Source organism: Siphonobacter sp. BAB-5405, from assembly GCF_002872335.1.
In the GTDB taxonomy this organism is placed as follows: domain Bacteria; phylum Bacteroidota; class Bacteroidia; order Cytophagales; family Spirosomataceae; genus Siphonobacter.
In genome coordinates, this window is sequence record NZ_NJAG01000011.1 from 165,416 (window position 1) to 189,002 (window position 23,587).

Sequence of the window (23,587 nt, forward strand, 5' to 3'; positions counted from 1 at the left end):
ACGAGGTTTGATCTGGTATCAAACCTCGTTTTTTTATGCCCTTCGCCCCTTGTCAAACCGTCACCTTTGGCTACTTTACGCTGTTCTGTTTATTTTTGAACGGCATACCTATTCTATTTTACGTAAACCTCGTTACCATGGCTTCTATCTTCACGCGAATCATTCAGGGCGAAATTCCCGCTCATAAAGTATACGAAGACGATCAGTATCTGGCCTTTCTGGATATTTCGCCGCTCACCGAAGGACATACCCTGGTGGTACCCAAGAAAGAAGTGGATTACATTTTTGACCTGGACGATGACACACTGACGGGCCTGATGCTGGTTGCTAAAAAACTGGCTCCAGCCATTCAGAAAGCCTGTCCCTGTCTGCGGATTGGCGTAAGCGTCATTGGGCTGGAAGTGCCGCATACCCACGTCCACCTGATTCCCATGCAGTCCATGCGGGACATGAATTTTTCGAACCCCAAACTACAGTTCTCCCCGGATGAACTGGCTGCTACGGCCAGTCGCATCAGAGCTAATGTGTGAGCTATGCAGTACTACATTCAGGCGTATGACTTTACGGACGAAAACGCCCTCAATCGCCGCATGCAGGCCCGGCCGGCCCATTTGCAACGCATGCGGGAATTAAAACAAGCGGGTCACTTCATTATGGGTGGAGCCATTTTATCCGATACCGGGCAAATGATCGGATCGGTGGTAATTATGGACTTCCCGGAAGAATTCATGTTGATGAAATGGCTGGAAACTGAACCTTACCTACTGGAGAAAGTCTGGGATCGGGTTGAAATTAAACCCTTCCGGCAAGCCGATGTCTAATCGTTTCTACCTTACCCTATGGTCTGTTTAGGGTTTTCTGTATATTCGTCGTCTCTCTTGTATAAAACCTGTTTATGAATAGACGTTCCATGCTGAAGAAAACGGCTTCAGCAGCCACGGTAGCAGCCCTTCCTACTTTGGGTACTTCTCTGGAGGCAGCGGCCTCACCCCTGCTTAAGTTAAAAGGCAATATTAAACATTCGGTATCGCGGTGGTGCTTTGGCTCCATTCCACTCGATGAATTCGCTCAGGCCTGTAAAAACATTGGTATTGAATCCATTGAACTGACTGGCCCAAGTGAATGGCCTACACTGGCCAAATACGGCTTGACTTCTGCCTTAGGCCAAGCCGACAAATGGCCCGACGGTACAGGACTGACGAGCTTTTTTAATAACCTCAGAAACCACGATAAGCTGGTTGATTTGTACGAAAAGCTTATTCCCGAAGCAAAGGCAGCTGGCGTTACCAACCTGATCTGTTTTTCAGGAAACCGGAATGGTCTGGATGATTACCAGGGCATTCTGAATTGCCAGAAAGTACTCAAGCGGATCATGCCGACGGCGGAAAAAAATGGGGTCACCCTTACCATGGAGTTGCTCAGTTCCCGCCACTCCCACCCGGATTACCAGTGCGATACCGTCCAGTGGGGGTCGGCCTTATGCGAAGCCGTAGGTTCCGAGCGTTTTAAACTGCTCTACGATATCTTCCACATGCAATCCATGCACGGTGATCACATTCGTAACATTCAGCGGTACGGACAGTACATTAGCCATTACCACACGGGTGGCATGCCCAACCGTACGGAAATTGATGATCGACAGGAAATTTATTACCCCGCCATCGTCAAAGCACTCGTGGCGACGGGTTATAAAGGATATATTGGTCAGGAATTCGTTCCAACGCCGAAGGATAAAGCCGGCATGCTGGAGTCCCTCAAGCAGGGTGTCCTGATTTGTGATGTGTAAACACAAAGCTTGCTAACCACTCCCAGAGGAGCCTTTCAAGGCTCCTCTTTTTTTTGCTCCATTCCTTTCCCATCTTCCGTTTTGAACCGGTACCGTTTATGCTCATTCTTCGTAGATCTGTTCCGCCTTTTTTCCGAAAAAAACGTAAAATAGAAACGTCCAGAAATACTTTCCCGAACGCCGTTTTTTCAAAATCCCGCTGCTTTTGCAGGTCAGCCGCTGTTTAGTACGGTTGATCGAATTACGCCCCCCTACCCTTCATTTTGCCTTCATCTTTGTACAGTCAAACGGCAAGAACCCCACCGGCTTTTACAGGCGAAATCGTTCCGGGCCGCAAGGTCAAAATACGAGTCACGCAATCGTTTTTACCGCTCATTTGCTCTATCGTTTTTATGAAACCGCTGCAATCAAGTATTCATATTGGAAGTATAGCTCTATTTGTATGGATTGGTATGGGAGTTGCTTACGCACAGCAATTAGCCTCAACCGATAGAAACATGCGGACGCTTCGGGGCTACGTGCGGGAAGCTCAAACAGGATCGGCTTTACCCGGCGTAACGGTATCCATTGCCAACTTAGGCCTCGGTACCATTACGGACATGAATGGTTATTATTCCATCGCCTTACCCGGTCGGCCGTTCGTAAAAATCGCTTTCTCCTTTATTGGTTACAAAACCGAAAGCATGGCTACCGATATTACTTCCAACGTGGATTTGAACATTGAAATGCAGCCTCAAAATACCACTTTGAAGGAAGTAGTTGTAAAAAGCCAATCCGGCACTTCAGGCAAAATTTCTGAATCGGTACAAATGTCCTCCGTTTCCGTACCCATTCAGCAGATCAAAGAGATTCCTACGCTTTTAGGCGAAAAAGATATTATTAAAACCCTGCAATTAATGCCGGGTGTACAGAAAGGTGCGGAGGGTTCGACGGGTATGTATGTACGCGGTGGCGGACCCGATCAAAATCTGATTTTGCTCGACGACGCTCCGATTTATAACACTTCCCACTTGTTTGGTTTTTTCTCGCTGTTTAACGGCGATGCCATTAAATCCGTTAACCTGACCAAAGGTGGATTTGCCGCTCATCAGGGCGGTCGGTTATCTTCCATCATTGAAATGGAAATGAAAGATGGTGATCAGCATAAGTTACACGGTGAAGGCGGCATTGGTTTGATTTCCAGCCGATTTACCTTTGACGGACCAATCAAAAAAGGAAAATCTTCTTTTCTGGTATCCGGACGCCGTACCTACGCGGACCTGGTGCTGAGCCCGTTCATTAGTGAAATGAAAAACAATACGGGTTATTTCTACGATCTAAACCTGAAAGCCAGTTTCGACGTAACGCCCGATGATTACGTAAGCATCAGTGCTTACACTGGAAACGATCATTTCAAATACAAAACCAACAGCAAGCTTTCTAACGAAAGCGGAAGCCTGAACTGGGGCAACACCGCAGCTACCTTACGCTGGAAACACCGGTTCAATCCAGGTCTTTCCCTGACGACATCGGCGGTATACTCCCAGTACCGTTCACTGGCCCGCATGAATCGGGATCTAGTCAATGACGAGGAAACCACGACGTACCATCTCAATAATCAGTCTGATATTCGGGATCTGATTTTTAAATCGGACCTAACCTGGATTCCCAGTGCTCAACACGTAATCAAAACGGGAATAACGGCGACTTCCCACCTGTTTACGCCCTCCAGTAAAACGACGGTAGGCACCCAAAATGACCCCATCATTGGAAACGCCGTCCAGCTGAATGGTACAGAAGGGGCCGTTTATGTAGAAGACACCTACAGCCCCATTCCAGCACTGAAAATAAATGCAGGGTTACGCGTAAGCGGCTTCCAGGGTGAAAGTAAAACGTACGTACAGCCCGAACCCCGTCTGGCCATTGCCTATACCATGCCCCGTAACTGGGCGGTAAAAGCCTCCTACGCCAGCATGAGTCAGTATGTTCATTTGCTGACAAACTCAGGAATTGGACTTCCCACGGATTTGTGGGTTCCGGCTTCCGATCACATCGCTCCTCAGTTTTCGCAACAGGTTGCTTTGGGTGTGGCGAAAGATATGCGTTCAGGTCTGAGCTTTACGGCCGAAGGCTTTTATAAAACCATGGATCATATGGTTGCGTACAAAGAAGGAGCCAGCTCGCTTTCGTTCGGTACAGCAAATGCAGGAAACTGGGCAAATCAGATTACCCAGGGAAAAGGCTGGAGCTACGGTGCTGAGTTTTTACTGCAGAAAAAACCGGACGTTTTACGGGCTGGGCAGGATATACCCTCTCGTGGACGCAGCAGCAATTTGACGAACTCAATTTTGGCAAAAAATTCTGGGCTCGCTATGACCGCCGCCACGACGTTTCGCTGGTAGGAATTTATCACCTGAACAGTAAGGTAACTGTATCCGCTACCTACGTTTATGGAACCGGTCAGGCTCTGACGTTGCCTCAGGGGCAGTACTGGATTCAGGGAAATTCGTCGGTGAAAACGTTAGGCGATACAAAAAATTACTACACCGGACGGGTGTTTAATGAATACGGTCAACGGAATAATTTTCGGGCAGCTGCCTACCAGCGTTTAGACGTAGGCGTACAATTTCATAAAGCTAAAAACGGCCACGAGCGTATCTGGGAAATTAGCCTGTACAACGCTACAAACCACCAAAACCCTTTTTTCTACTACTTCGACGCTACGAATACATCTACCGTAGCCGGGGCGAAGAAAACGGTAAACACACTGAAGCAGGTTACGCTGTTCCCGGCATTGCCGAGCGTTTCCTACAACTTCAAATTCTAATAAAAGCAGTTTCATAATAATAGAGCAGATTACGGAAAAGGGAGAGGATATTCCACTCTCTTTTTTTTGTTTTTATACGTATCCAGCACTCGTAGGTACGAGTAGTACCTTTTCGCTGCTTCTCCAAATCCGCCCTTAACATAGCTCAGTTTTGTAGTAATACTTGAATTCTCGTGTAGTATTACTTCTACTTTTCACTACTCCTTTCCTGTTAAAAAAAGGGCATTTGAAGCCATTCAGGGCAGTTTTGATAAATATCAAGTTCAAACAACCTTATACATTTACCAAATACAGACTATATTTTACACTTGATCGAATTGAAAAATATAAAACATAACAATCTGCCATATTTGTAATGTCAAACGACAACAACTATTTTTAAAGTAGATAATTGGTAACCGCTACAGTACCGATGCCATGTCAGGACGTTTCAAGACTATAGTATGAAGCGTCACATTATTTGAAATCGTTCGCTTTTTTCTCCGCCAGGGTGATCCCACCCAACTAAGCGACAAACACTCCGCCAAGTGATGATTCCCCTGAGGGACCTGACGGTCTCGGTGCGAGTCATGCCCATGCTTTATTTCGATTAAAAACAACTGCTACCTGCCAGAGACCGCTACGCTCTCGCTACTAGTTGTGTTTCGGCCTCAGTCTGACCACTGAAGCTGATCGCGTATTCCGCCAAGTCATTCATAATCATTTAAAACTCTCCAGACTTCCCCTACAAGTCTGTCAGGAATACTAGTGCCTAACCGCTCATTGTTAACGATTTGTCGAAACAGAATCATGAAAGCTTTCTCCGTCCTGTCCGCCCTTCTACTTGTCTTCGGACTTACCTCCTGCGTTAAACAATCTGACGATATTACGATTACGAGCGATCCCAAATTGATCGTAGAATGCTACCTAAACCCTACAGATACTGAGATTACGGCTATTGTGAATGAAAATCGTCCGATTACGGGTGAAGGTAGCGGCAGTCGCAGTATCAGCAATCCTGTACTGGATGCTACGGTTCTGCTATCCGATGGAAACAGGGAAGTAAAGCTTACGAATAATAAAAATAGTACGTATAAGATTCAGGCTAAAGACTTTATGCTGGTCGCTGGACGTACATACACGTTAAAAGTAACGGCTCCGGGACTGCCTGCAACGGAAGCTACCTGCACAATCCCGAAGATGATCCGTACGCTGGATGCAACAGACAGCGACCTGAGTTATGAACTGGCTGACGCTTCAACGTATAATGTTTATCGTAAAAGAAGCTTAAGCTGGACCAATACGGAAGCTAACAAGACGAATTATTACATGGTGGGTAGTGGCGAAGGCACCAACGTTAAAATTAAAACACTTGCAGGTGACTCTACCTGCGTTCGTTTGAAAAATGCCGCTGTCATTGCGTTTCTGGATGATTCAAAGACCACGGATCAGCACTTTACGACGGGCACAATGCGTTTCCTGCTCGGTAAATCCACCAGCAAAACTGATCCAAAGATCACGAGTTCGGCCCCTATGTACTCGTTTGTATACCACGTAGATCGTAACTACTACGAATTCTTCCGTACCGTTAAATTACAGCGAGAAGTAGGCGATAATCCGTTTGCTGAAGCGGTACCCGTTTATTCCAACATCAAGAATGGTCTGGGTGTATTTGGAGCTTACGTCGTTCAGGTAAAGAATTTGTAACAACACCCGTATGCTTTACATAGAAAACCCCGGCCTTATCAAGCCGGGGTTTATTTTATTGATACGAACGCAGGTTTACAGTTCGGCCAGCACCTGCCGAATCTCTTCCCAGTTTTTCAGTTTCAATTTTCGCTGACCAGCTATTTCCTCAATTCGGGTGGCCTGCTCAGGCAAGGCTTCCAGTACTGATTTTTTATCTTTCTTAACGCGTATGATTTTCTGGTCGGGTCGGTACACGTAGTACGCCTCATTAAAATCAAAGCGTTTCTTTTTTGTAGCTGAATTAAAGCTCGTTACGTCTAGCAACGCAGCTTTGGTGTATTTCAGCAGCTTTACGGAGCCTTTGCTTAATACCTGATAGAAACTCTTCGCTGTCTGCTGGTCGATGGCTGGAAAGCCATTCTGAAAGTATACGCCACTGGCGGTATCTCCGAGCGTAAAAGCGGCTAAATCAAGTTTAGGATTGAACCGCTTTTCTCCCTGCTGAAACTCCGGCTGATTGGTAGATACATTATAATTCAGCTTTTCAGCCGCATACCACTTTCCTGTCGTTGCCTTCAGGTAGCCTTTGGACCAGTCTTCCAGTAGATACGGCTGATTTTCGTACTCGGTATAGGCTCCCACCGCAATCTGGTTACCGCCTTCAATTTGATTAGTTCCGAATTGATTGGTGTTTACCTGCCCCCAGACCGGGACAGCCCAAATGCAGGCGAAAATCCAGCCGTATGTTTTCATTGTTTCTAGCTATTTTTCTGAATCAGTTGCTGTACCTGCGAGCGGAACTGGTTACCCCGATCTTCGTAATTTTTAAATAAGTCGAAACTGGCACAGGCGGGTGATAAGAGTACCACATCGCCAGCAGTGCCGTATTCATATCCCCACGCAACGGCCTGTTCGATGTGTTGCGTCTCCAGAATGAAGGGTATTTTCCCGTTAAAGAATGTCTGGAGTTTCGTATTGTCGGTACCCAGACAAATCAGCACTTTAACTTTTTCGACCACCAGACTTTCAATTTGCGTGTAATCGTTGCCTTTATCGACACCTCCCATGATTAGAATCAGCGGTTCCGTATAACTGCCCAAAGCAAAGAATACGGAATCAACATTGGTCGCTTTCGAATCATTTATGAAACGGATACCTTTCAATTCTCCTACGGGCTCTAGGCGGTGCGGAGCATTTTGAAACGTCCGCAGGCCTTCGCGAATTGCTTCATTGGAGACCTCCAGCGAAAGAGCGGCCAAAACAGCACAACTTGCATTCAACGCATTGTGGGTACCCGCAATGGGCAAATCCGCTAATGCTATTTCAAACTCCTGCGTCGCCGTACGAGCGATGAGCTGAGTATCAGTGATAGACACTCCCTTAGCTAGCTGTGTATGGGTCGAAACAGGCAAGGTTTGGAAAATAATAGTGCGTTTGCCCAATTCCTGAGCGATTGCTTCGCTTTCCTGCCAGTAAATGAACGTATCCGCCGGACCCATGTTCTGTAGAATACGAAACTTAGAATCGATATACTGCTGAAAATCGTACTGATAGCGGTCAAGGTGATCGGGCGTGATATTGGTCAGAATGGCAATATCAGCCTTGAACTCAACCATTGAATCGAGCATAAAGCTACTGATTTCCAACACATAATAGTCAAAGGAATCCGTAATGACCTGTTTGGCGAAGCTATCCCCAATGTTTCCGGCCAGACCTACGTTCAGTCCTGCCGTTTTTAGGAGGTGGTACGTCAACAGCGTAGTGGTGGTTTTTCCATTCGAGCCCGTAATCGCAATGAGACGGGCCTTCGTGAAGCGAGCGGCAAACTCAATTTCCCCAATGACCGGAATTTGTTTTTCCCGCAGGCTTTTGATTAAAGGAATATGATCAGGAATGCCGGGGCTTTTGATGACTTCATCCGCCTCGAAAATTCGAGTTTCCGTATGTTGTTTTTCCTCGAATGGAATGCCGTGTTCAAGTAGTTGGTTGCGATACGCTTCACCGAGTTCACTTTTATCGGATAGAAAAACGTCGTACCCTTTAGCCTGAGCGAGTAAAGCGGCACCTACCCCACTTTCGCCGCCGCCCAAAACCACAATCTTTTTTGCCATGATGTCTGTATACGATCTATTGAGGCGAATTTAAGGGCTGAATCCTGTATTTCACATGATGAGTATCCGGATCACATTCGAAAAGGATTGCCTTACTACCAAAAAAATAGTCTGACCCGAAGATCAGACTATTTTTTGGTAGTAAGGCAATCCACTTACTCCTCCTTCTTCTGCATCAAACCCGTATGGTTGGCTGCTTTTACTACTAAAAATAATACCCAGGCGATAATCATGAATTCAATCACCACCTGTAGAAAAGAACCGTAAGTAATAGCTACCTCGGGTTGCTTGGCCGCTTCATTGGCTGCTTTCAATACCCATTTGGCATCCTTTAAATCAACTCCCGCTAACAATAAGCCGATGGGTGGCATCAGAATATCATTTACCAAAGCTGTAGTAATTTTTCCAAAGGCCGCTCCAATGACTACCCCGATGGCCAGGTCCAGAACATTTCCTTTGGCAATAAATTCTCTAAATTCCTTTAGCATGACGGTAAGGTTTTAAGGTGCAAACGATAACTGAGTAGATTACCAGAAGATTACTTAAAGGTATACAAAAATCCTAATCCCATGGATTGAGCATATTGAATTTTGGTAACCTGATCCTGATCGTATAGGGCAATCAGATCGAAGTTAAAATTGAGGAAACGGTTGATCTTAGCCGTAATCTTTGCATCCAGTCGGTTATCGATTGCCGCCAGATCTTTGAAGCTGGCAAAGGCCTGGTAACGGAACTTCAGGTTTACGTTTTTGAAAATGTCTTTATCGAAGTTAGCTACCAGCTGCATCAGGGCTACTTCCGTTAAGGCTCGGTTGCCCCGCTTGACGCCGTAGTTTTTGAACTCATAAGGTGTGCCGCCCGCTTCTACTTCGGTAGCATTGCGAGCGTCAATTTCCCGGTACAAATCTTTATCAGCCAGAATGGTATGGCGTACGGAGCCCGGTAAAAAGTTCAGATTGAAAAATGAAGTGGGTCGCCACTCAATACCAATCGCTTCCGTTAAAAAGAAAGGCGTAATCAGACCTGATATGTGTGGATACGTTTGATTGGCGTAAGCGTAATTAAAGTCAAATCCATTGGCAAACTGGGTCAGTACGTTGAGGTTAGCGACAAAAGCCCAAATGGTATCCTGCCCTAATTTCCGGCCGTATTTTGAGTCAAAAAACAAACGATCAATGCTCTTTCGAAACTCCTGATCCTTGATTTTCTGAAAGCCAAACTGACTCTGAAAATCGTTCACCCAGCTATCCCGCTCTTTGCGGTATTCGGCTTTGGCATTAAAAAAAGCCCCTAAACCCAGGTTATTGACGCCCCCACCCTGCCAGTTATTGCTAAACGAACCCTGGTTAAAATTCAGGCCGAATTCTTTTTTCTTTCGCCAGTACGTCGTGTCTTTTTTTACGGGGATGGGCTCTGTTTGGGCTTGAGCGAAGAAAGAAAATGAGCTTAATAGTAGTAGAAGATAGATTACTTTTTTAGATACCATGGATTAGGAAAACATTAGATAGGATATGAGCAAAAATATTTATAATTCTTAAATAAGCCCACGTTTATGCTTATAAATACTTATGATTATTCTAAAAACTATATAAAAAAACGGCTTACGGATCACCCCGTAAGCCGTTAAAACGATACGCTACAGAATTAAGCTAAAGCAATACGCTTGAATTCTTTTACGGTCAATCCTTTTTGCGTTTTTTCCAGTAACTGGGCAATCGTGATTGAGCTATCTTTTACGAACTCCTGCGAAAGCAGCGTGTTTTCTTTGTAGAATTTCTCCAGACGACCCTGAGCGATCCGATCGAGGATGGCTTCGGGTTTTCCTTCGGCACGAGCCTGCTCGCGACCGATTTCCAGTTCTTTCTCAGCCAACGTAGGATCTACTTCGTCTTTGCTTACGGCTACGGGTTTCATCGCAGCAATTTGCATCGCGATGTCTTTGCCTACTTCCTGTACTTCAGCCCCCTGAACGTTATTGAAAGCCAGCAGTACGCCTAATTTACCGTTTGAGTGAATGTAGCTAACTACTTGTTCAGCATTTACGTTTTCGTAAGCACCGATAACGATTTTCTCGCCGATTTTACCAACCAGTTCCGTAATCGTTTCCTGGATCGTACGACCATCAGCTAAGGTATAAGCTGATAATTCTTCGATCGTAGCAGGGTTTTTCTCAACGGCTGTTTCGATGATGGCGTTAGCCAGGTTCCGGAAGTCTTCTACTTTAGAAACGGGTTCCGTTTCACAAGCCAGAGCAACCAGTTTACCGTTGGTACCGTCTTCGCTCAGTTTAACCAGGATGAGTCCTTCGGAAGTAGCGTTGTCAGCCCGTTTCGCAGCCACTTTCTGGCCCGCTTTACGGAGAATTTCAATCGCTTTTTCGAAATCGCCATCGGCTTCAGACAGAGCCTTTTTGCAATCCATCATCCCCGCACCAGTCATTTGGCGGAGTTTGTTCACGTCAGCAGCGGTAATTGCAGCCATTGTAGTGAGTTTGTTTTTACCGTGAAGTAGGGACAATTGTCCCAGATTATGAAATTAAGCTTTTGTTAAGAAGAGCGAAGCATATCTGGTTTGAATGCGTTTCAGTGGCTTGAAGTTTAACGTTGACCCGCGTACGAGACCTCGCTTTAAACCTTTTCACCCCCCCTACCCATCCAACCATTCTTCAAACTTCTAAACGGAATAGCCCAAAGCTAAAGCTCCGGGCTATTCACAGGGATCAAAGATCTAACCTAAGATTAGGCTTCTTCCTCCGTCGTTGCCGCAGGAGCTTCAGCTACGTCAGCACCTGAATCAACGGCCCGTTTGGCTTCTTCTTCTTCCTGAACGCGAGCATCGTCTTTATCTTGCTTACGCTCCATCAGACCTTCTTCGATAGCCTTACCAATCGCCAGGGTAATCAGGCTGATTGATTTGTAGGCATCGTCATTGGCAGGAATCGGGAAATCAACCAATTCGGGGTTAGAGTTGGTATCGCACATGGCGAATACCGGAATACCTAAACGCTGAGCTTCAGCCACAGCGATATGCTCACGCTTCACGTCAATCACAAACAGAGCTGCGGGCAGACGAGTCAGGTCAGCAATACCACCAAGTACACGCTCCAATTTATCTTTTTCGCGAGTAAGGACCAGTTTTTCTTTTTTGTTCAGGTTCGCTGACGTCGTCTCATCCTTAAGCATTTTCTCAAGTTGAGTCATTTTCTTCAACGACTTGCGAATCGTCGCGAAGTTAGTCAGCATACCACCTAACCAACGGTCGGTTACGTAAGGCATTTTCAGGCGACGAGCTTCTTCCGAAACGATCTCCTGAGCCTGCTTTTTCGTAGCTACGAACATGATTTTGCGGCCTGAACGAACGATTGATTTGAGGGCGGTAGACGCTTCATCGAGAAGGGTTACCGTTTTGTTCAAATCGATAATGTGGATGCCGTTTTTCTCCATGAAGATGTAAGGAGCCATCTTCGGGTCCCACTTACGGGTCAAGTGACCAAAGTGTACACCGGCATCGAGGAGTTCTTTATAGCTTACTTGTGCCATTTTGTTGTTAAGTCAAAAAGGATGTAAAAAAAGCATGATTCGGCGTCGGACACTGCAAGCCTGAATCAGAGGCGAATGAGTTTTCAGTTGTCGGTTTTCAGTTTGCAGTTCTGGACAATCCAAAAACTGAAAACTGAAAACGGCAGACTGAGAAAATTAACGCTTGCTGAACTGGAAGCGACGACGAGCTTTGCGACGACCTGGTTTCTTACGTTCCACCATACGATCATCACGCGTCAGGAAGCCAACTTTCTTCAGAGCCGTGTGGAATTCAGGGTTCACCTGATCCAACGCACGAGAGATACCCATGCGAAGAGCTTCGGCTTGACCGGCTACTCCACCGCCATCCAGGTTTGCTTTAATGTCATAAGCACCCAGGGTGTTGGTAGTAGTAAAAGGCTGGTTTACAACAATTTGGAGAACTTCAGAAGGGAAGTACTCCTTGAAATCGCGGCCGTTTACCGTGATCGTACCGTTACCCGGCGTCAAATAAACGCGAGCTACGGCAGTTTTCCGGCGGCCGAGCGTATTAATTACTTCTGCCATTGGTTTGGTATTCATTTACCGTTAATCGTAACCTAGTTTCTGGAACCTCAGTGTACATCTGTACTGAACCCCCACGAACCATTCACGAGCAACGAAAGATTACAATTCGATTTTCTTCGGTTGTTGAGCTTCGTGCGGATGGTTAGGGCCAGCATACACGTGCAGGTTCGTAAACAGGCGACGACCCAGACGCGTTTTCGGCAACATACCTTTTACGGCATATTCGATAACCCGAGCAGGAATCTTTTCCAAAACTTCCCGAGGCGTAGCAAAACGCTGTCCACCGGGGTGACCCGTGTGACGCACGTACTGCTTGTCAGTCATTTTGTTACCCGTCAGACGAATCTTGTCGGCGTTGATTACGATCACGTTATCCCCACAATCGATATGAGGCGTGTAGTTGGTTTTGTGCTTACCCCGCAGGATAGCGGCGATCTGGCTGGTCAGACGACCCAAGATCGCGTTTTCAGCGTCAACAATGACCCACTCCTTAGTTACGGTCGCTGGATTGGCTGAAACAGTTTTGTAGCTTAACTGGTCCACGATTAATTATCTTTGAATGTTTCCTCTTGATTTTCAGATACTTTTGGGCATCATAGCTGAAAAAGGGAGTGCAAATATAGCGGGTTTATTACTGAAATTCAAAGGCTTACTCCCTATTTTCCAGAAAAATCAAGTATTTTCTTTCCGATCAGCCCTGTCACTCAGCCCAAAACAAGCTGGGCCAAAAGCAAAAAGGGCCCGTCGCTGAACGGACCCCTTATACTGCAATCACTTATCTGCTTACTCGGCCATTTTTTCTTTCAAAAACTGAGCCGTATAATTCTCATCTTCCAGCTGTATCATCTCTTCCGGCGTTCCCGTAAAGGTGATCTGCCCACCGGCCTCGCCCCCGTCTGGTCCAATATCGATGATGTAATCGGCACACTTGATGACTTCCGTATTGTGCTCGATAATGATTACCGAGTCGCCCTGTTCTACCAAGGCGTTGATGGATTTCAGCAGCTTGCGGATGTCGTGGAAGTGGAGTCCAGTCGTAGGTTCGTCAAAAATGAAGAGCGTTTTCCCGGCGTTCGGATTCCCTTTTCCCAGGAAGCTCGCCAGTTTTACCCGCTGAGCTTCTCCACCCGAAAGCGAATTGGATGATTGACCTAGGGTTACGTAACCTAAACCTACTTCCTGTAAGGGCATCAGCTTTTCATAAATCTTCGGTTCATCCCGGAAGAAAGTGACGGCTTCGTCAACGGTCATATCCAGAATTTCAGCCACATCTTTATCCTTGTACTTGACCTCCAGAATTTCCTGCTTGAAGCGTTTACCGCCGCAGGACTCGCAGGTCAGGTAAATGTCGGCCATGAATTGCATTTCAATCTTCACCTGCCCTTCGCCCTGACACGTCTCGCAACGACCGCCATCCACGTTAAAGGAAAAATGACTCGGTTTGTAGGTACGGGCTTTGGCCAGTTGCTGGTCACTCATCAGCTGACGAATGTGATCGTAGGCTTTTACGTACGTAACCGGGTTCGAACGGCTGGATTTTCCGATCGGATTCTGATCGACCATTTCCACCGCTGACAATCCTTTCAGATCGCCAACCAGTTCGGTATACTTACCCGATTCGTCCGAATACGTTCCTAACATCTTACCCAGGGCTGGATACAGAATCTTCCGGATCAGCGTAGATTTTCCGGAGCCACTCACGCCCGTAATCACTGTCAGCGTACCGAGCGGAAAACGGACATTTACATCCCGCAGGTTGTTTTCCCGGGCTCCTTTCAGTTCCAGCCAACCCGAAGGCCGACGGCGGAATTTAGGCGTTTGAATCACGTCCTGTCCCGTCAGGAAAGCCAGCGTATGCGACTGATTCGTCGCTTCGCGTGGCCCTTCCAGGCGTAAATCTTCAATGGTATTCCAGTCGCCGTGGAAAACAACCTGTCCCCCGCCCGTACCGGCTTCGGGGCCAATGTCAATAATCTCATCGGCGGCCTTCATGACTTCTTCCTCGTGTTCTACCACGATTACCGTATTGCCCAGATCACGAAGAGACTTTAATACTGAAATCAATCGTTGTGTATCACGGGGGTGCAATCCGATACTGGGTTCATCCAGAATATACATCGATCCTACCAGAGCACTACCTAGAGAAGTCGCCAGTTTAATCCGCTGGAATTCTCCGCCCGACAGGGTATTCGTTAATCGGTTGAGCGTTAGGTAACCCAGCCCTACCCGTTCCATATAATCCAGTCGGTTCTGAATTTCCGTCAGAATCCGGCGGGCTACTTTTTCCTGATACTCCGGCAGTTCCATTTCGCGGAAGAGCTGAGCGATTTCGGAGATGGGGCGTAAGACGATATCAACGATGGATTTACCGTTGATTTTTACGTATCCGGCATCCTTCCGCAATCGCGAACCCCGGCATTCCGGACATACCGTACGGCCCCGGTACCGGCTCAATAGCACCCGATACTGGATTTTGTACGATTCGCCTTCCAGCATTTTGAAGAAATCATCCAGACCGCCAAAGTACTTGTTGCCTTTCCAGAGTAAGTCCTTTTCGGCTTGGCTCAGTTCTTTGTACGCCCGGTGAATGGGAAAATCAAAGCGGATGCCATTGCGTAACAGCGGCGTGAGCCACTCGCCCATTTTTTCCGTACGCCAGGGGGCAATGGCTCCTTCGAATACAGACAGGTTACGATCCGGGAATACCAGATCGGGATCAATACCCAGAATGGTACCAAATCCTTCACAGCGTTTGCAGGCTCCGTACGGGTTATTAAAACTGAATAGGTTGACGCTAGGTTCTTCAAACGCGATACCGTCGAGTTCGAAACGGTCAGAAAACTGCCGCCGCTCGCCGCCCAGCACCTGCACGAAACAAGAGCCTTCGCCTTCGAAAAAAGCCGTTTGCACGGAATCCCCTAGACGAAACTGCGTTTCTTCGTCTTCTTTCTTTACCGCCAGACGGTCAATCAAAATATGCAGGGGCAGGTCCGCAATCCGCTGACTCGTTGCGGCATCTTCCAATGCTTCCTCAATCTGAATGGTTTCGTCTTCGGCCACAATCCGCGTAAAGCCTTTTTGTACCAGAATGGTCAATTCTTCGGCCAGACTCCGGTTGTTTTTACGAATGAGCGGTGTAGTGATCAGTACACGGACGTTTTCTTCCAGCGAAAGAATATAGTCTACGACGTCCGTTACGGTATCTTTTCGTACTTCCTGACCCGATACGGGCGAGTACGTGCGGCCAATACGGGCGAAGAGTAATTTGAGGTAATCGTAAATTTCGGTAGTAGTACCCACCGTCGAGCGGGGGTTTTTCGTACTCACTTTCTGCTCGATGGCGATGGCGGGTGATACGCCTTTGATCCAGTCTACTTCCGGTTTTTCCATCCGGCCCAGGAACTGCCGGGCGTAACTGCTCAGACTTTCCACGTACATCCGCTGACCTTCCGCAAAAAGCGTATCAAACGCCAGCGATGATTTCCCGCTACCCGACAATCCAGTAATGACAATCAGCTTATTACGGGGGATAGAAACGTCTATATTTTTAAGGTTATTGACACGTGCTCCTTTGATGAGGATGTATTGCTTCGGATCGAGGGTTTCGACCGACGGGCGACCCAGCGTTTCAATTGAATTCATTCGACAAAGATAACCCGCTTCGGGGTTGGAAGAAATGGTGGCTTTCAATGTTTTCCGAATGCTCACATTCGGGCACCTACGTCGCTAAAAAGGTTCATTCCAGCACTGGATTTGACTCCTTCATACAAGAATTTGCGGCGAAGACCGTTACTTTGGGAAATGTTAGCGAAAAAAGGTAGACGTTGGTGCCAGAGAGATAACCAAATTCAGGCCCGTCGAGTTCTTTGCTGACCTGACTTCTTTACGTTGTCCATGAACATAACATCCATGATTCGATCTGTACTGGCCGCCTGTTTACTGATCCTAGCGGTCACCCCCTTTGCTTCTGCCCAGTATGATTCCATTCCCCGGCCCGCCGAGCGACCCGTTATTATTCAGCAGCAGCCCCTTGATGAGAACTACCAGCGAGAACAGGAAATGCCCTGGAAAGCCCGCCCCTTTAAGGATAAGCTGCGGTATGGGTTGAATATTACGACGCCATCGCTAAGTTTCTTTGGTGGAAGCAGCTTCTTCAGCTTTGATATTTCCCCCATGGCCGGTATCCGGGTTACGCCCACGACCACCACGGGTTTGGGAATTACCTACAGCTATAGCAGTCAACCGGATGGTTACATTAACTCTGCGGGACGCCAGGGCCGTCAAAAGGCAAGCCTGCTGGGCGGGCGAGTTTTCATTCAGCAACACCTGAGTTTCCTGGAGAACGTGGTACCAGGTTTATTCCTGTGGGGTGAAGCCGAGCAGTATAAAGTGCTGTCCCTCAAAAACTCTCAAGCCAAAATCACGGGATACGAATATGATACTGGCTTTCTGATAGGAGGCGGTTATGGCGTACCGGCGGGCGAACCTGGTTTCCAGATCACGCTTCTGTACCATGCCAATTACAATTCCAATCCCAATACGTATTCTTCCAGTGGTAGTCCGCTGGTCATTCGTTTTGGCTACTGGTTTAAATAATTTCATTCCGTTACAGAAGAGAAAAGTCCCGGCGTTGTGTCGGGACTTTTCTTTTATCCGGACTCCTACTGAAAAGCCGTTTGTCCGACGGCATACCGCCGAAAACTCGTTACCTTTAGGGACTCTTTTTCTATACGCCTTCGTATTTATCCATCCCTTATGCTTACAACCGAATCCTCCTCTCATTACGATCATCTGGAAGAAATGACCGTCCGGCAGTTACTGGAAGGCATTAACAATGAAGATAAAACGGTACCGCTGACCGTTGAAAAAGCACTGCCGCAGATTGAAGCCCTGGTTACGCAGATTGTTGCCCGCATGAAGCAGGGCGGACGCTTGTTTTACATTGGTGCGGGTACCAGTGGCCGTTTGGGCATCCTCGATGCTTCGGAATGCCCGCCCACCTACGGCGTACCGTTTGGCCTGGTCGTCGGGCTCATTGCTGGAGGCGATACCGCCATTCGGAAAGCCGTTGAAAATGCCGAAGACAACGCCGAACAGGCCTGGAAAGATTTGCAGGAATACGAAATCAACGAGCTGGATTCGCTCGTTGGGATTGCTGCGTCGGGTACAACGCCTTACGTCATTGGTGGCGTGAAAGCTGCCCGCGAACGGGGCATTCTGACGGGTTGCGTCGTTTGTAATGCCGGTAGTCCTCTCGCTGCGGCGGTTGAATACCCCGTAGAAGCCGTGGTAGGCCCTGAGTTTGTAACGGGTAGCACGCGAATGAAATCGGGTACGGCTCAGAAACTCATTCTGAATATGATCTCGACGAGTACGATGATTCAGCTCGGTCGGGTGAAGGGCAACCGGATGGTGGATATGCAGTTGTCTAACTACAAGCTCGTCAATCGGGCTATCCAGATGGTCATGGCTGAACTCAATACCACCCGCGAGAAAGCCGAGGATTTGCTTGCCCGCCACGGTAGTGTACGAAAAGCAGTAGAAGCCGGTAACAATCCTTAGAAAAGCGAGTTATTACCATCGATTCTTTTGCAATTATTAACAAAGCGTCCGTATAATTTTACGTACTTTTGCGTTCTAACGATTAAACAAAACGAGCATTTTCTTAAATTTTTTATAGCTTACTATGAACAAAACGCTTCTTCCCCTGCTGGGTCTGGTGGCCGCCTTATTCGTAGGTACCGACGCCTCTGCACAAAGTAAAACTGATCCTCCGGCTGAAATCAAAGCCCTGCTTGAGAAAAACATCTGTCTTACCTGTCACAAAGTAAACGAACGCCTGGTAGGTCCGGCGTACACGGATGTCGCCAAGAAGAAATACAAGCCGGAGCAAATCGTTGAATTGATCTACAAACCGAAGCCTTCGAACTGGCCCGGTTATCCTCCAATGGCTCCGATGACGCAGGTTCCCAAGGAAGATGCCATGAAAATCGCCAAGTGGATCGTTTCGCTTAACGCTCCCGCGAAGAAAAAATAAGACCAGCACGGTTTCGGATTCGGCCTTTCAGCCGTTTCTTACCCCCTGCTGAAACCTTTCCAAGGTTTGAAAAGCCCCGACTCGAATCGGGGCTTTTTTCGTGGATGTGCGTATCATTCCGTATTTTTGCCTGATTTTCAGGATACCTGTTTTAACTTATTCATCAGAAACAGCACACCGAATAAACTGTAAACATCAATACATGAGTCTTTTAGCAATCGGTACGGTGGCTTTCGATGCCATTGAATCCCCTTTCGGCAAAACGGATAAAATCATTGGCGGAGCCTGTACGTTCATTTCCCTGGCGGCGTCGTACTTTACGAAACCCATCCATATTGTAGCCGTAGTCGGCGATGATTTCCCCCGGGAATACATCCAACTGCTGCAAAATCAGGGTGTTGATACGGAAGGTTTGCAAGTGAAGGCGGGAGAAAAATCCTTCTTCTGGTCGGGCAAGTATCACAACGACATGAATACCCGTGATACGCTGGTGACCGAACTGAACGTACTGGCTGACTTTGATCCCATTATTCCCGAATCGTACCAAGATTGCGAATACCTGATGCTGGGTAACCTAACCCCTCAGGTACAAATGACGGTACTGGATCGTCTGAAAAATCGTCCGAAGCTCGTGGTACTCGATACCATGAATTTCTGGATGAACGTGGCTATGGATGATCTTAAAAAGGTTATCCAACGCGTCGACGTGCTGAGCATCAATGACGAAGAAGCTCGCCAACTTTCCGGTGAATATAGCTTACGCAAAGCTGCGAAAATTATTATGGCGATGGGACCCCGTACGCTCATCATCAAAAAAGGCGAGCACGGAGCCCTGTTGTTCCAGGGCGAAGAAATCTTCTTTGCTCCGGCCCTGCCGCTGGAAGAAGTTTTCGATCCAACCGGAGCGGGCGATACCTTCGCGGGTGGTTTCATCGGCTACCTCGCCGCTACTAATGACACCAGCTTTGAAAACATGAAGCGGGCGATCATTTACGGGTCAGCCCTGGCTTCCTTCTGCGTAGAGAAATTTGGTACTGAACGGCTGCTCGGCCTTTCCAAAGAAGAGGTAGATGCTCGCGTACAGGAGTTCGTAAAACTGTCAGGATTTACGGTATAATAAATGATAGAATGAATAATAGAATGAGTGAATAAGGATCATAAAAATCATTTACTCATTCTATCATTCATTCAAAATTATATCAAGCCCTCCGCCCTGAATTCCGAATGGGCAGACCCTGTTCGGCCAGAATCTTTCCTTCCTGATAGGCTAGTTTTCCGTTTAGAATGACGGCTTTGATTCCTGCCGAATCGGTATTGGGATTTTCAACGGTAGCCAGGCCCTGTACGGTTTTCGGATTAAAAATCGTCAGATCGGCGATGGCCCCTTCTTTGATTTCACCCCGGTTCTGTACGGCCCGACGAATCAAATCCGCGGGCATACTCGTCAGCTTCGGTAACATCTTTTCCAGCGGTATACCAATCGCCTGAGCGTGTTGCAGAGCCGTGGCAAAACAGCCGGCTCCACGCGGATGCGAGTTAGCGGCTTCTAGGGAAGCAATTCCCCCATCTGATCCAATCATACAGAAATCCGTTTGCAAGGCCAGATCAATCGTGGTCTCAAAGGGCATAGCTCCCTCGGGTACGGCTACCAGATAGCCGGGATGCTGGCGGTAATATTGAAACGTTTTTTTGCTGATTCGTTCCTGAGTACCCACCAGCCGCAGATCGCTGTAGTCCAGATTATATCGTTCTTTCCAGCCTTCGTCAAAGCGTTTGGAATGCAAATACGTAGCCCAGTAACTATAAGGATATACGCAGGTGGTAATATCCAAGCCCGACTGCCGGGACTCGTGAATCAAATCCAGAGCTTCAGCCATATGAAAGGTCCCGCCTGTGGAGTGCAGGTGATCAATATGCATCCGGACGCCCGTTTCTCGGGCCAGGCGAATGGCTTCTTTTACACCCTCCAGTTCATGTTCTTTATCCGAATACCGTAAGTGTAGAAACATCGGGCGTTCGTACCGCCTAGCGAGTTGGGCATACGCCTTCACTTCCTCGTAAGGTGTAGGCTGATATTCCAGACTATGCGATACGCTTAAGGCTCCTTCCGCCAGCATTTTTTCCACGTGTTTGAGTCGGTGCGGTAAATCTGCGGCAAGCCGAATGCCCATCACGTAAATGCCTACGCCGTAGTTAGTATAATGCGGTTTAGGATCAAAAAAGCGGTGGTATTCTTCCGGATTTTCCCGTCCGCCGTGTAACTGCAAGGTGGTGGTTACGCCATCGGTTAGTTTGAAGCGTTCGAAGACGTGGTAATCGTTCGTCAGGTTTTTCGGTCCATCGGCTAAAATATCAACAAAACCCGGACTGACTATATGGTGACTGGCGTCAATCACCTGCGTTCCCTGTAGCTCCAGTGGACTTAGATGCAACAACCCAGCATCGGTAACGCCTATGTTTAGCGGTTCTAGTTTCCCTTCCGTAAAAACGGATCCTTTCTGAATGACCAGGGGGAATACTTGCTCCTGAACCGGCGAAGCTTTTACCCAGGTTTTAGTGAAACCCCAGCCGCCCAATAAAGCAACGGAGCTTAGCGAAAGATGGCTTAAGGCCTTCCGACGATTCATAGATTATACAATGGAGAATAAAAAGGAAATGTAAAAGAGGTCTATGGAATGACTTGGCTTTTCGTCGGTCCTTCTTGCAATCATTGGCCTCTACTTGGGTAACAGACGGGTAATTAACGCTAGTACTGCGTTAATTCTTTCAATTTTAAAGACTGGGCTATTTCCTTGACCAAATCCGTGTTTTCCTGATTCGTCGCGGAAACCTGTACCAGAAAGCGTTCGCCCACACTAACGGTTACTTTAGCCTGTTTACCCTTCTTGTAGAATTCTTCGTAGCCTCTTACGGATTCCATTCCCGTTGCCCAGCTTTTGGTAATCTGATTTTCGTTTTCGATCTCCATTCCTGAGGACATCGCCACAGTAGCCATGCTTAGCAAAGCCGCCGAAGCGTTGTAGTCAGCCAGCTCGATCTTCACTTCTGAATCCTCACCCTTTTTAAATTTTAGTTCATAAGAGGAATACGAAAAGCCTTCGTTGTTGGTCGTTTGTCCCGAGGGTTCGCCATCTGTTTTGTAGCCCTCTACTTCCGTAGGCATAAACTGGGCTAAGGTTCGAAACGGCAGGGCCAGGGTGTCTCCTTTGGCCCGGCGTTCTTCTACTTTTTTGTTAATCGCTTCCGTACCTTCACTGACGTTCCGGGCGGCCTGGGTCATCTGCTGGTAACCGTCTGCGGTTTCTTTCGCGGCACTCACCCATCCGCACGATGTAACGATTCCACTCAACAGGACGAAAAGTATAGCACTGGTTTTCATGATTGGCTTGAATACAATTGGTTGAACGATTAAATACGATGGAAAATTAGCTCGTCTATGCCCTGTCGTACCAGCGGTGTTGGGATGAATTGACAATACAGTGTGATGAACTGTTCATACACGCAGTCAGACGAAAACGCAGCAGGTATTAGCTAAGTCGAAGGATGAATACGGACGGGAAATACTGGCAGAAAAAAGTCAACGGATGGGATAATGACGCTGGCGTTCGGAAAAGCCGCCAGCTTTCACGAATTTTGTCTTTTCATTCTCAACAAACCGCGTAACGTAAGCGGATTACTTTTCAGAGATTATGATTTTACCCATCGTCGCCTACGGTGATCCGGTATTGCGGAAGGAAGCCGTCGACATTCAAAAAGATACAGATCTCGACCTGCAAGCACTGGTCGATAATATGTTTGAAACGATGTACAAAGCCTCGGGTGTCGGTCTGGCGGCCCCGCAGGTCGGCATGAGCCTGCGTTTGTTCGTCGTAGACGGTACGCCGATCATCGACGGAGAAGAGGAAGACAGTGAAGATTTTGATCCGAGTCTGGTAGGTTTTAAAAAGGCCTTCATCAATCCCGAAATTCTGGAAGAAGATGGCGAAGAATGGGCCTACGAAGAAGGCTGTTTATCCATTCCGGGTATTCGTTCGGATGTCAGTCGCCCCGAACGGGTCAAGATTAAATACTACGATCTGGACTGGAACGAGCACATTGACGAGTACGATGGCATTGCCGCCCGGATCATTCAGCACGAATACGATCACATTGAAGGCATCCTGTTCACCGATCACCTGCCTCCGCTGAAGCGTACCCTGCTTAAGAAGAAACTTTCTAACATTACGAAAGGGGAAGTACGAGTAGATTACAAAATGAAATTTTCTAAGTAGTCGACGGATTTATTCCCCTGAGTATCGACATTCAGTACGCATCCCGGAAGTTTAGGCTTTCGGGATGTTCTGTTTTTAGACCTTTTCGTATTTGCTCTTCGGTAAAGAAGTCCTTTTACTCTTCAGTAGAAATTCAGTCTTGTAGGCACAGGGTTTTACTCGATTGCATCCAGAACGAAACGTATCACCTTATTTCTCTTTTCGTATGGCAAGCCTGCAAAACATGGTCGAAGAAATCTTAGGCATTCAGGAAAAAATTTTAACGCCGGAGGGTAAAAAGCCAGAGGTAGCCGAAGCTCTGGATGCCCGTTTTAATGAATTACAGGGCCAACTCGATCCACTCGTTGAGCCAGGTCCTCCCTTTCAGACGATTACGGTCAATGGAATCGACTACGAACTCAAAAAACTGGATCATTACGTAAACATTGAGCCAGTAACTGGCGTCTCCTAACTTATTTATTTACTATGCCCCGTTACGAATTCACGGCCTGCACGCCGGTTGATACCCAAGGCTCAGGCACACACTTGATTTTTACCTATAAAAGTCTGTCTGGTGATCCCGGTCATGAACGGAATATTCAGATTATCGATCCAGACCGTTCTACTATGGACGAAGTTCATACGCAACAGCTTTTCACGGAGGTGATTAATTTTATGAAAAATTACTGGGAGAAGAGTATTCAGATTCCCGAGAGTAACTATGAAATTCATCTGAGCGAGAGTCCGCTTCTGGAAGGAAAAGAAGGTCCTACACCCTGGCAGGGATTTGTGCTGGAATTGGAGTAAGTATTCCATGGGTGGTACCCATGGTTACGGTTATTGA

General features: G+C 47.3%; 24 protein-coding genes. 13 read left to right on the forward strand and 11 right to left on the reverse strand.

What is annotated here, in order from left to right; genetic code table 11:
• The first annotated feature begins 137 nt into the window (after positions 1–137).
• The 6 genes from BWI97_RS10820 (at position 138) to BWI97_RS10840 (ending at position 6,278) form a co-directional block, all read left to right on the forward strand.
• Positions 138–530, forward strand: coding sequence for an HIT family protein (locus BWI97_RS10820; RefSeq protein WP_094809406.1), 393 nt, complete (start codon positions 138–140; stop codon positions 528–530).
• 3 nt (positions 531–533) lie between these two features.
• On the forward strand, positions 534–821 hold the full coding sequence (locus tag BWI97_RS10825) for a YciI family protein (RefSeq protein ID WP_102201013.1): 288 nt from the start codon (positions 534–536) through the stop codon (positions 819–821).
• A 74-nt stretch (positions 822–895) separates the two neighbouring features.
• Positions 896–1,786, forward strand: a complete 891-nt coding sequence (locus BWI97_RS10830) for a hydroxypyruvate isomerase family protein (protein ID WP_094809402.1) — start codon at positions 896–898, stop codon at positions 1,784–1,786.
• 497 nt (positions 1,787–2,283) lie between these two features.
• Entirely contained in the window at positions 2,284–4,167 is a 1,884-nt protein-coding gene (locus BWI97_RS10835) for a TonB-dependent receptor (RefSeq protein ID WP_233207807.1), read from the forward strand.
• A gap of 71 nt (positions 4,168–4,238) precedes the next feature.
• Positions 4,239–4,592: a hypothetical protein gene (locus tag BWI97_RS28310; protein ID WP_233207808.1), complete on the forward strand. Its 354-nt coding sequence runs from the start codon at positions 4,239–4,241 to the stop codon at positions 4,590–4,592.
• A gap of 789 nt (positions 4,593–5,381) precedes the next feature.
• Positions 5,382–6,278 carry a DUF4249 domain-containing protein gene (locus tag BWI97_RS10840; protein WP_102201014.1) on the forward strand — a complete coding sequence of 299 codons (897 nt, stop codon included), beginning with the start codon at positions 5,382–5,384 and terminating at the stop codon, positions 6,276–6,278.
• 75 nt (positions 6,279–6,353) lie between these two features.
• On the opposite strand, the gene BWI97_RS10845 is transcribed toward BWI97_RS10840, so the two are convergent.
• The 9 genes from BWI97_RS10845 to uvrA form a co-directional block, all read right to left on the reverse strand.
• A complete protein-coding gene (locus BWI97_RS10845; RefSeq protein ID WP_094809398.1) occupies positions 6,354–7,013 on the reverse strand; it encodes a hypothetical protein in 660 nt (219 codons plus the stop codon).
• Positions 7,014–7,018: 5 nt separating this feature from the next.
• Positions 7,019–8,374 carry a UDP-N-acetylmuramoyl-L-alanine--D-glutamate ligase gene (gene murD, locus BWI97_RS10850; RefSeq protein ID WP_102201015.1) on the reverse strand — a complete coding sequence of 452 codons (1,356 nt, stop codon included), beginning with the start codon at positions 8,372–8,374 and terminating at the stop codon, positions 7,019–7,021.
• A 152-nt stretch (positions 8,375–8,526) separates the two neighbouring features.
• Positions 8,527–8,859, reverse strand: coding sequence for a large conductance mechanosensitive channel protein MscL (gene mscL / locus BWI97_RS10855; RefSeq protein ID WP_094809396.1), 333 nt, complete (start codon positions 8,857–8,859; stop codon positions 8,527–8,529).
• Positions 8,860–8,909: 50 nt separating this feature from the next.
• Positions 8,910–9,857 (reverse strand): DUF3078 domain-containing protein, encoded by a 948-nt coding sequence (locus BWI97_RS10860; RefSeq protein WP_102201016.1) that lies wholly within the window; start codon positions 9,855–9,857, stop codon positions 8,910–8,912.
• Between the two features lie 158 nt (positions 9,858–10,015).
• On the reverse strand, positions 10,016–10,852 hold the full coding sequence (gene tsf / locus BWI97_RS10865; RefSeq protein WP_094809391.1) for a translation elongation factor Ts: 837 nt from the start codon (positions 10,850–10,852) through the stop codon (positions 10,016–10,018).
• Positions 10,853–11,109: 257 nt separating this feature from the next.
• The gene (rpsB, locus tag BWI97_RS10870; protein WP_094809389.1) at positions 11,110–11,910 is read right to left on the reverse strand and encodes a 30S ribosomal protein S2; all 801 of its coding nucleotides are present in this window, start codon (positions 11,908–11,910) and stop codon (positions 11,110–11,112) included.
• A gap of 156 nt (positions 11,911–12,066) precedes the next feature.
• Positions 12,067–12,456, reverse strand: coding sequence for a 30S ribosomal protein S9 (rpsI, locus tag BWI97_RS10875; RefSeq protein ID WP_094809387.1), 390 nt, complete (start codon positions 12,454–12,456; stop codon positions 12,067–12,069).
• A 99-nt stretch (positions 12,457–12,555) separates the two neighbouring features.
• Positions 12,556–12,999 (reverse strand): 50S ribosomal protein L13, encoded by a 444-nt coding sequence (rplM, locus tag BWI97_RS10880; RefSeq protein ID WP_094809385.1) that lies wholly within the window; start codon positions 12,997–12,999, stop codon positions 12,556–12,558.
• Positions 13,000–13,239: 240 nt separating this feature from the next.
• The gene (gene uvrA / locus BWI97_RS10885; RefSeq protein WP_102201109.1) at positions 13,240–16,098 is read right to left on the reverse strand and encodes an excinuclease ABC subunit UvrA; all 2,859 of its coding nucleotides are present in this window, start codon (positions 16,096–16,098) and stop codon (positions 13,240–13,242) included.
• 267 nt (positions 16,099–16,365) lie between these two features.
• On the opposite strand from uvrA, the gene BWI97_RS10890 reads away from it, so the two are divergent.
• From BWI97_RS10890 to BWI97_RS10905, 4 genes are all read left to right on the forward strand, one after another.
• A complete protein-coding gene (locus BWI97_RS10890; RefSeq protein WP_102201017.1) occupies positions 16,366–17,052 on the forward strand; it encodes a hypothetical protein in 687 nt (228 codons plus the stop codon).
• Between the two features lie 159 nt (positions 17,053–17,211).
• Positions 17,212–18,018: an N-acetylmuramic acid 6-phosphate etherase gene (gene murQ, locus BWI97_RS10895; RefSeq protein WP_102201018.1), complete on the forward strand. Its 807-nt coding sequence runs from the start codon at positions 17,212–17,214 to the stop codon at positions 18,016–18,018.
• 124 nt (positions 18,019–18,142) lie between these two features.
• Positions 18,143–18,493, forward strand: a complete 351-nt coding sequence (locus BWI97_RS10900) for a c-type cytochrome (RefSeq protein ID WP_094809379.1) — start codon at positions 18,143–18,145, stop codon at positions 18,491–18,493.
• A gap of 202 nt (positions 18,494–18,695) precedes the next feature.
• Positions 18,696–19,610, forward strand: coding sequence for a PfkB family carbohydrate kinase (locus tag BWI97_RS10905; protein ID WP_102201019.1), 915 nt, complete (start codon positions 18,696–18,698; stop codon positions 19,608–19,610).
• An 82-nt stretch (positions 19,611–19,692) separates the two neighbouring features.
• Here the strand turns inward: BWI97_RS10905 and BWI97_RS10910 are convergent, their stop codons facing one another.
• Together BWI97_RS10910 and BWI97_RS10915 are read right to left on the reverse strand one after the other, a co-directional pair.
• A complete protein-coding gene (locus BWI97_RS10910; protein WP_146010909.1) occupies positions 19,693–21,120 on the reverse strand; it encodes an amidohydrolase family protein in 1,428 nt (475 codons plus the stop codon).
• A 119-nt stretch (positions 21,121–21,239) separates the two neighbouring features.
• A complete protein-coding gene (locus BWI97_RS10915) occupies positions 21,240–21,872 on the reverse strand; it encodes a hypothetical protein (RefSeq protein WP_146010910.1) in 633 nt (210 codons plus the stop codon).
• Between the two features lie 310 nt (positions 21,873–22,182).
• On the opposite strand from BWI97_RS10915, the gene def reads away from it, so the two are divergent.
• The 3 genes from def to BWI97_RS10930 all read left to right on the forward strand — a co-directional run bounded on the left by def (position 22,183) and on the right by BWI97_RS10930 (position 23,550).
• The gene (gene def / locus BWI97_RS10920) at positions 22,183–22,764 is read left to right on the forward strand and encodes a peptide deformylase (protein ID WP_102201022.1); all 582 of its coding nucleotides are present in this window, start codon (positions 22,183–22,185) and stop codon (positions 22,762–22,764) included.
• A 223-nt stretch (positions 22,765–22,987) separates the two neighbouring features.
• Positions 22,988–23,215: a hypothetical protein gene (locus tag BWI97_RS10925; RefSeq protein WP_146010911.1), complete on the forward strand. Its 228-nt coding sequence runs from the start codon at positions 22,988–22,990 to the stop codon at positions 23,213–23,215.
• 14 nt (positions 23,216–23,229) lie between these two features.
• Entirely contained in the window at positions 23,230–23,550 is a 321-nt protein-coding gene (locus tag BWI97_RS10930; RefSeq protein ID WP_102201024.1) for a hypothetical protein, read from the forward strand.
• Positions 23,551–23,587: the final 37 nt, after the last annotated feature.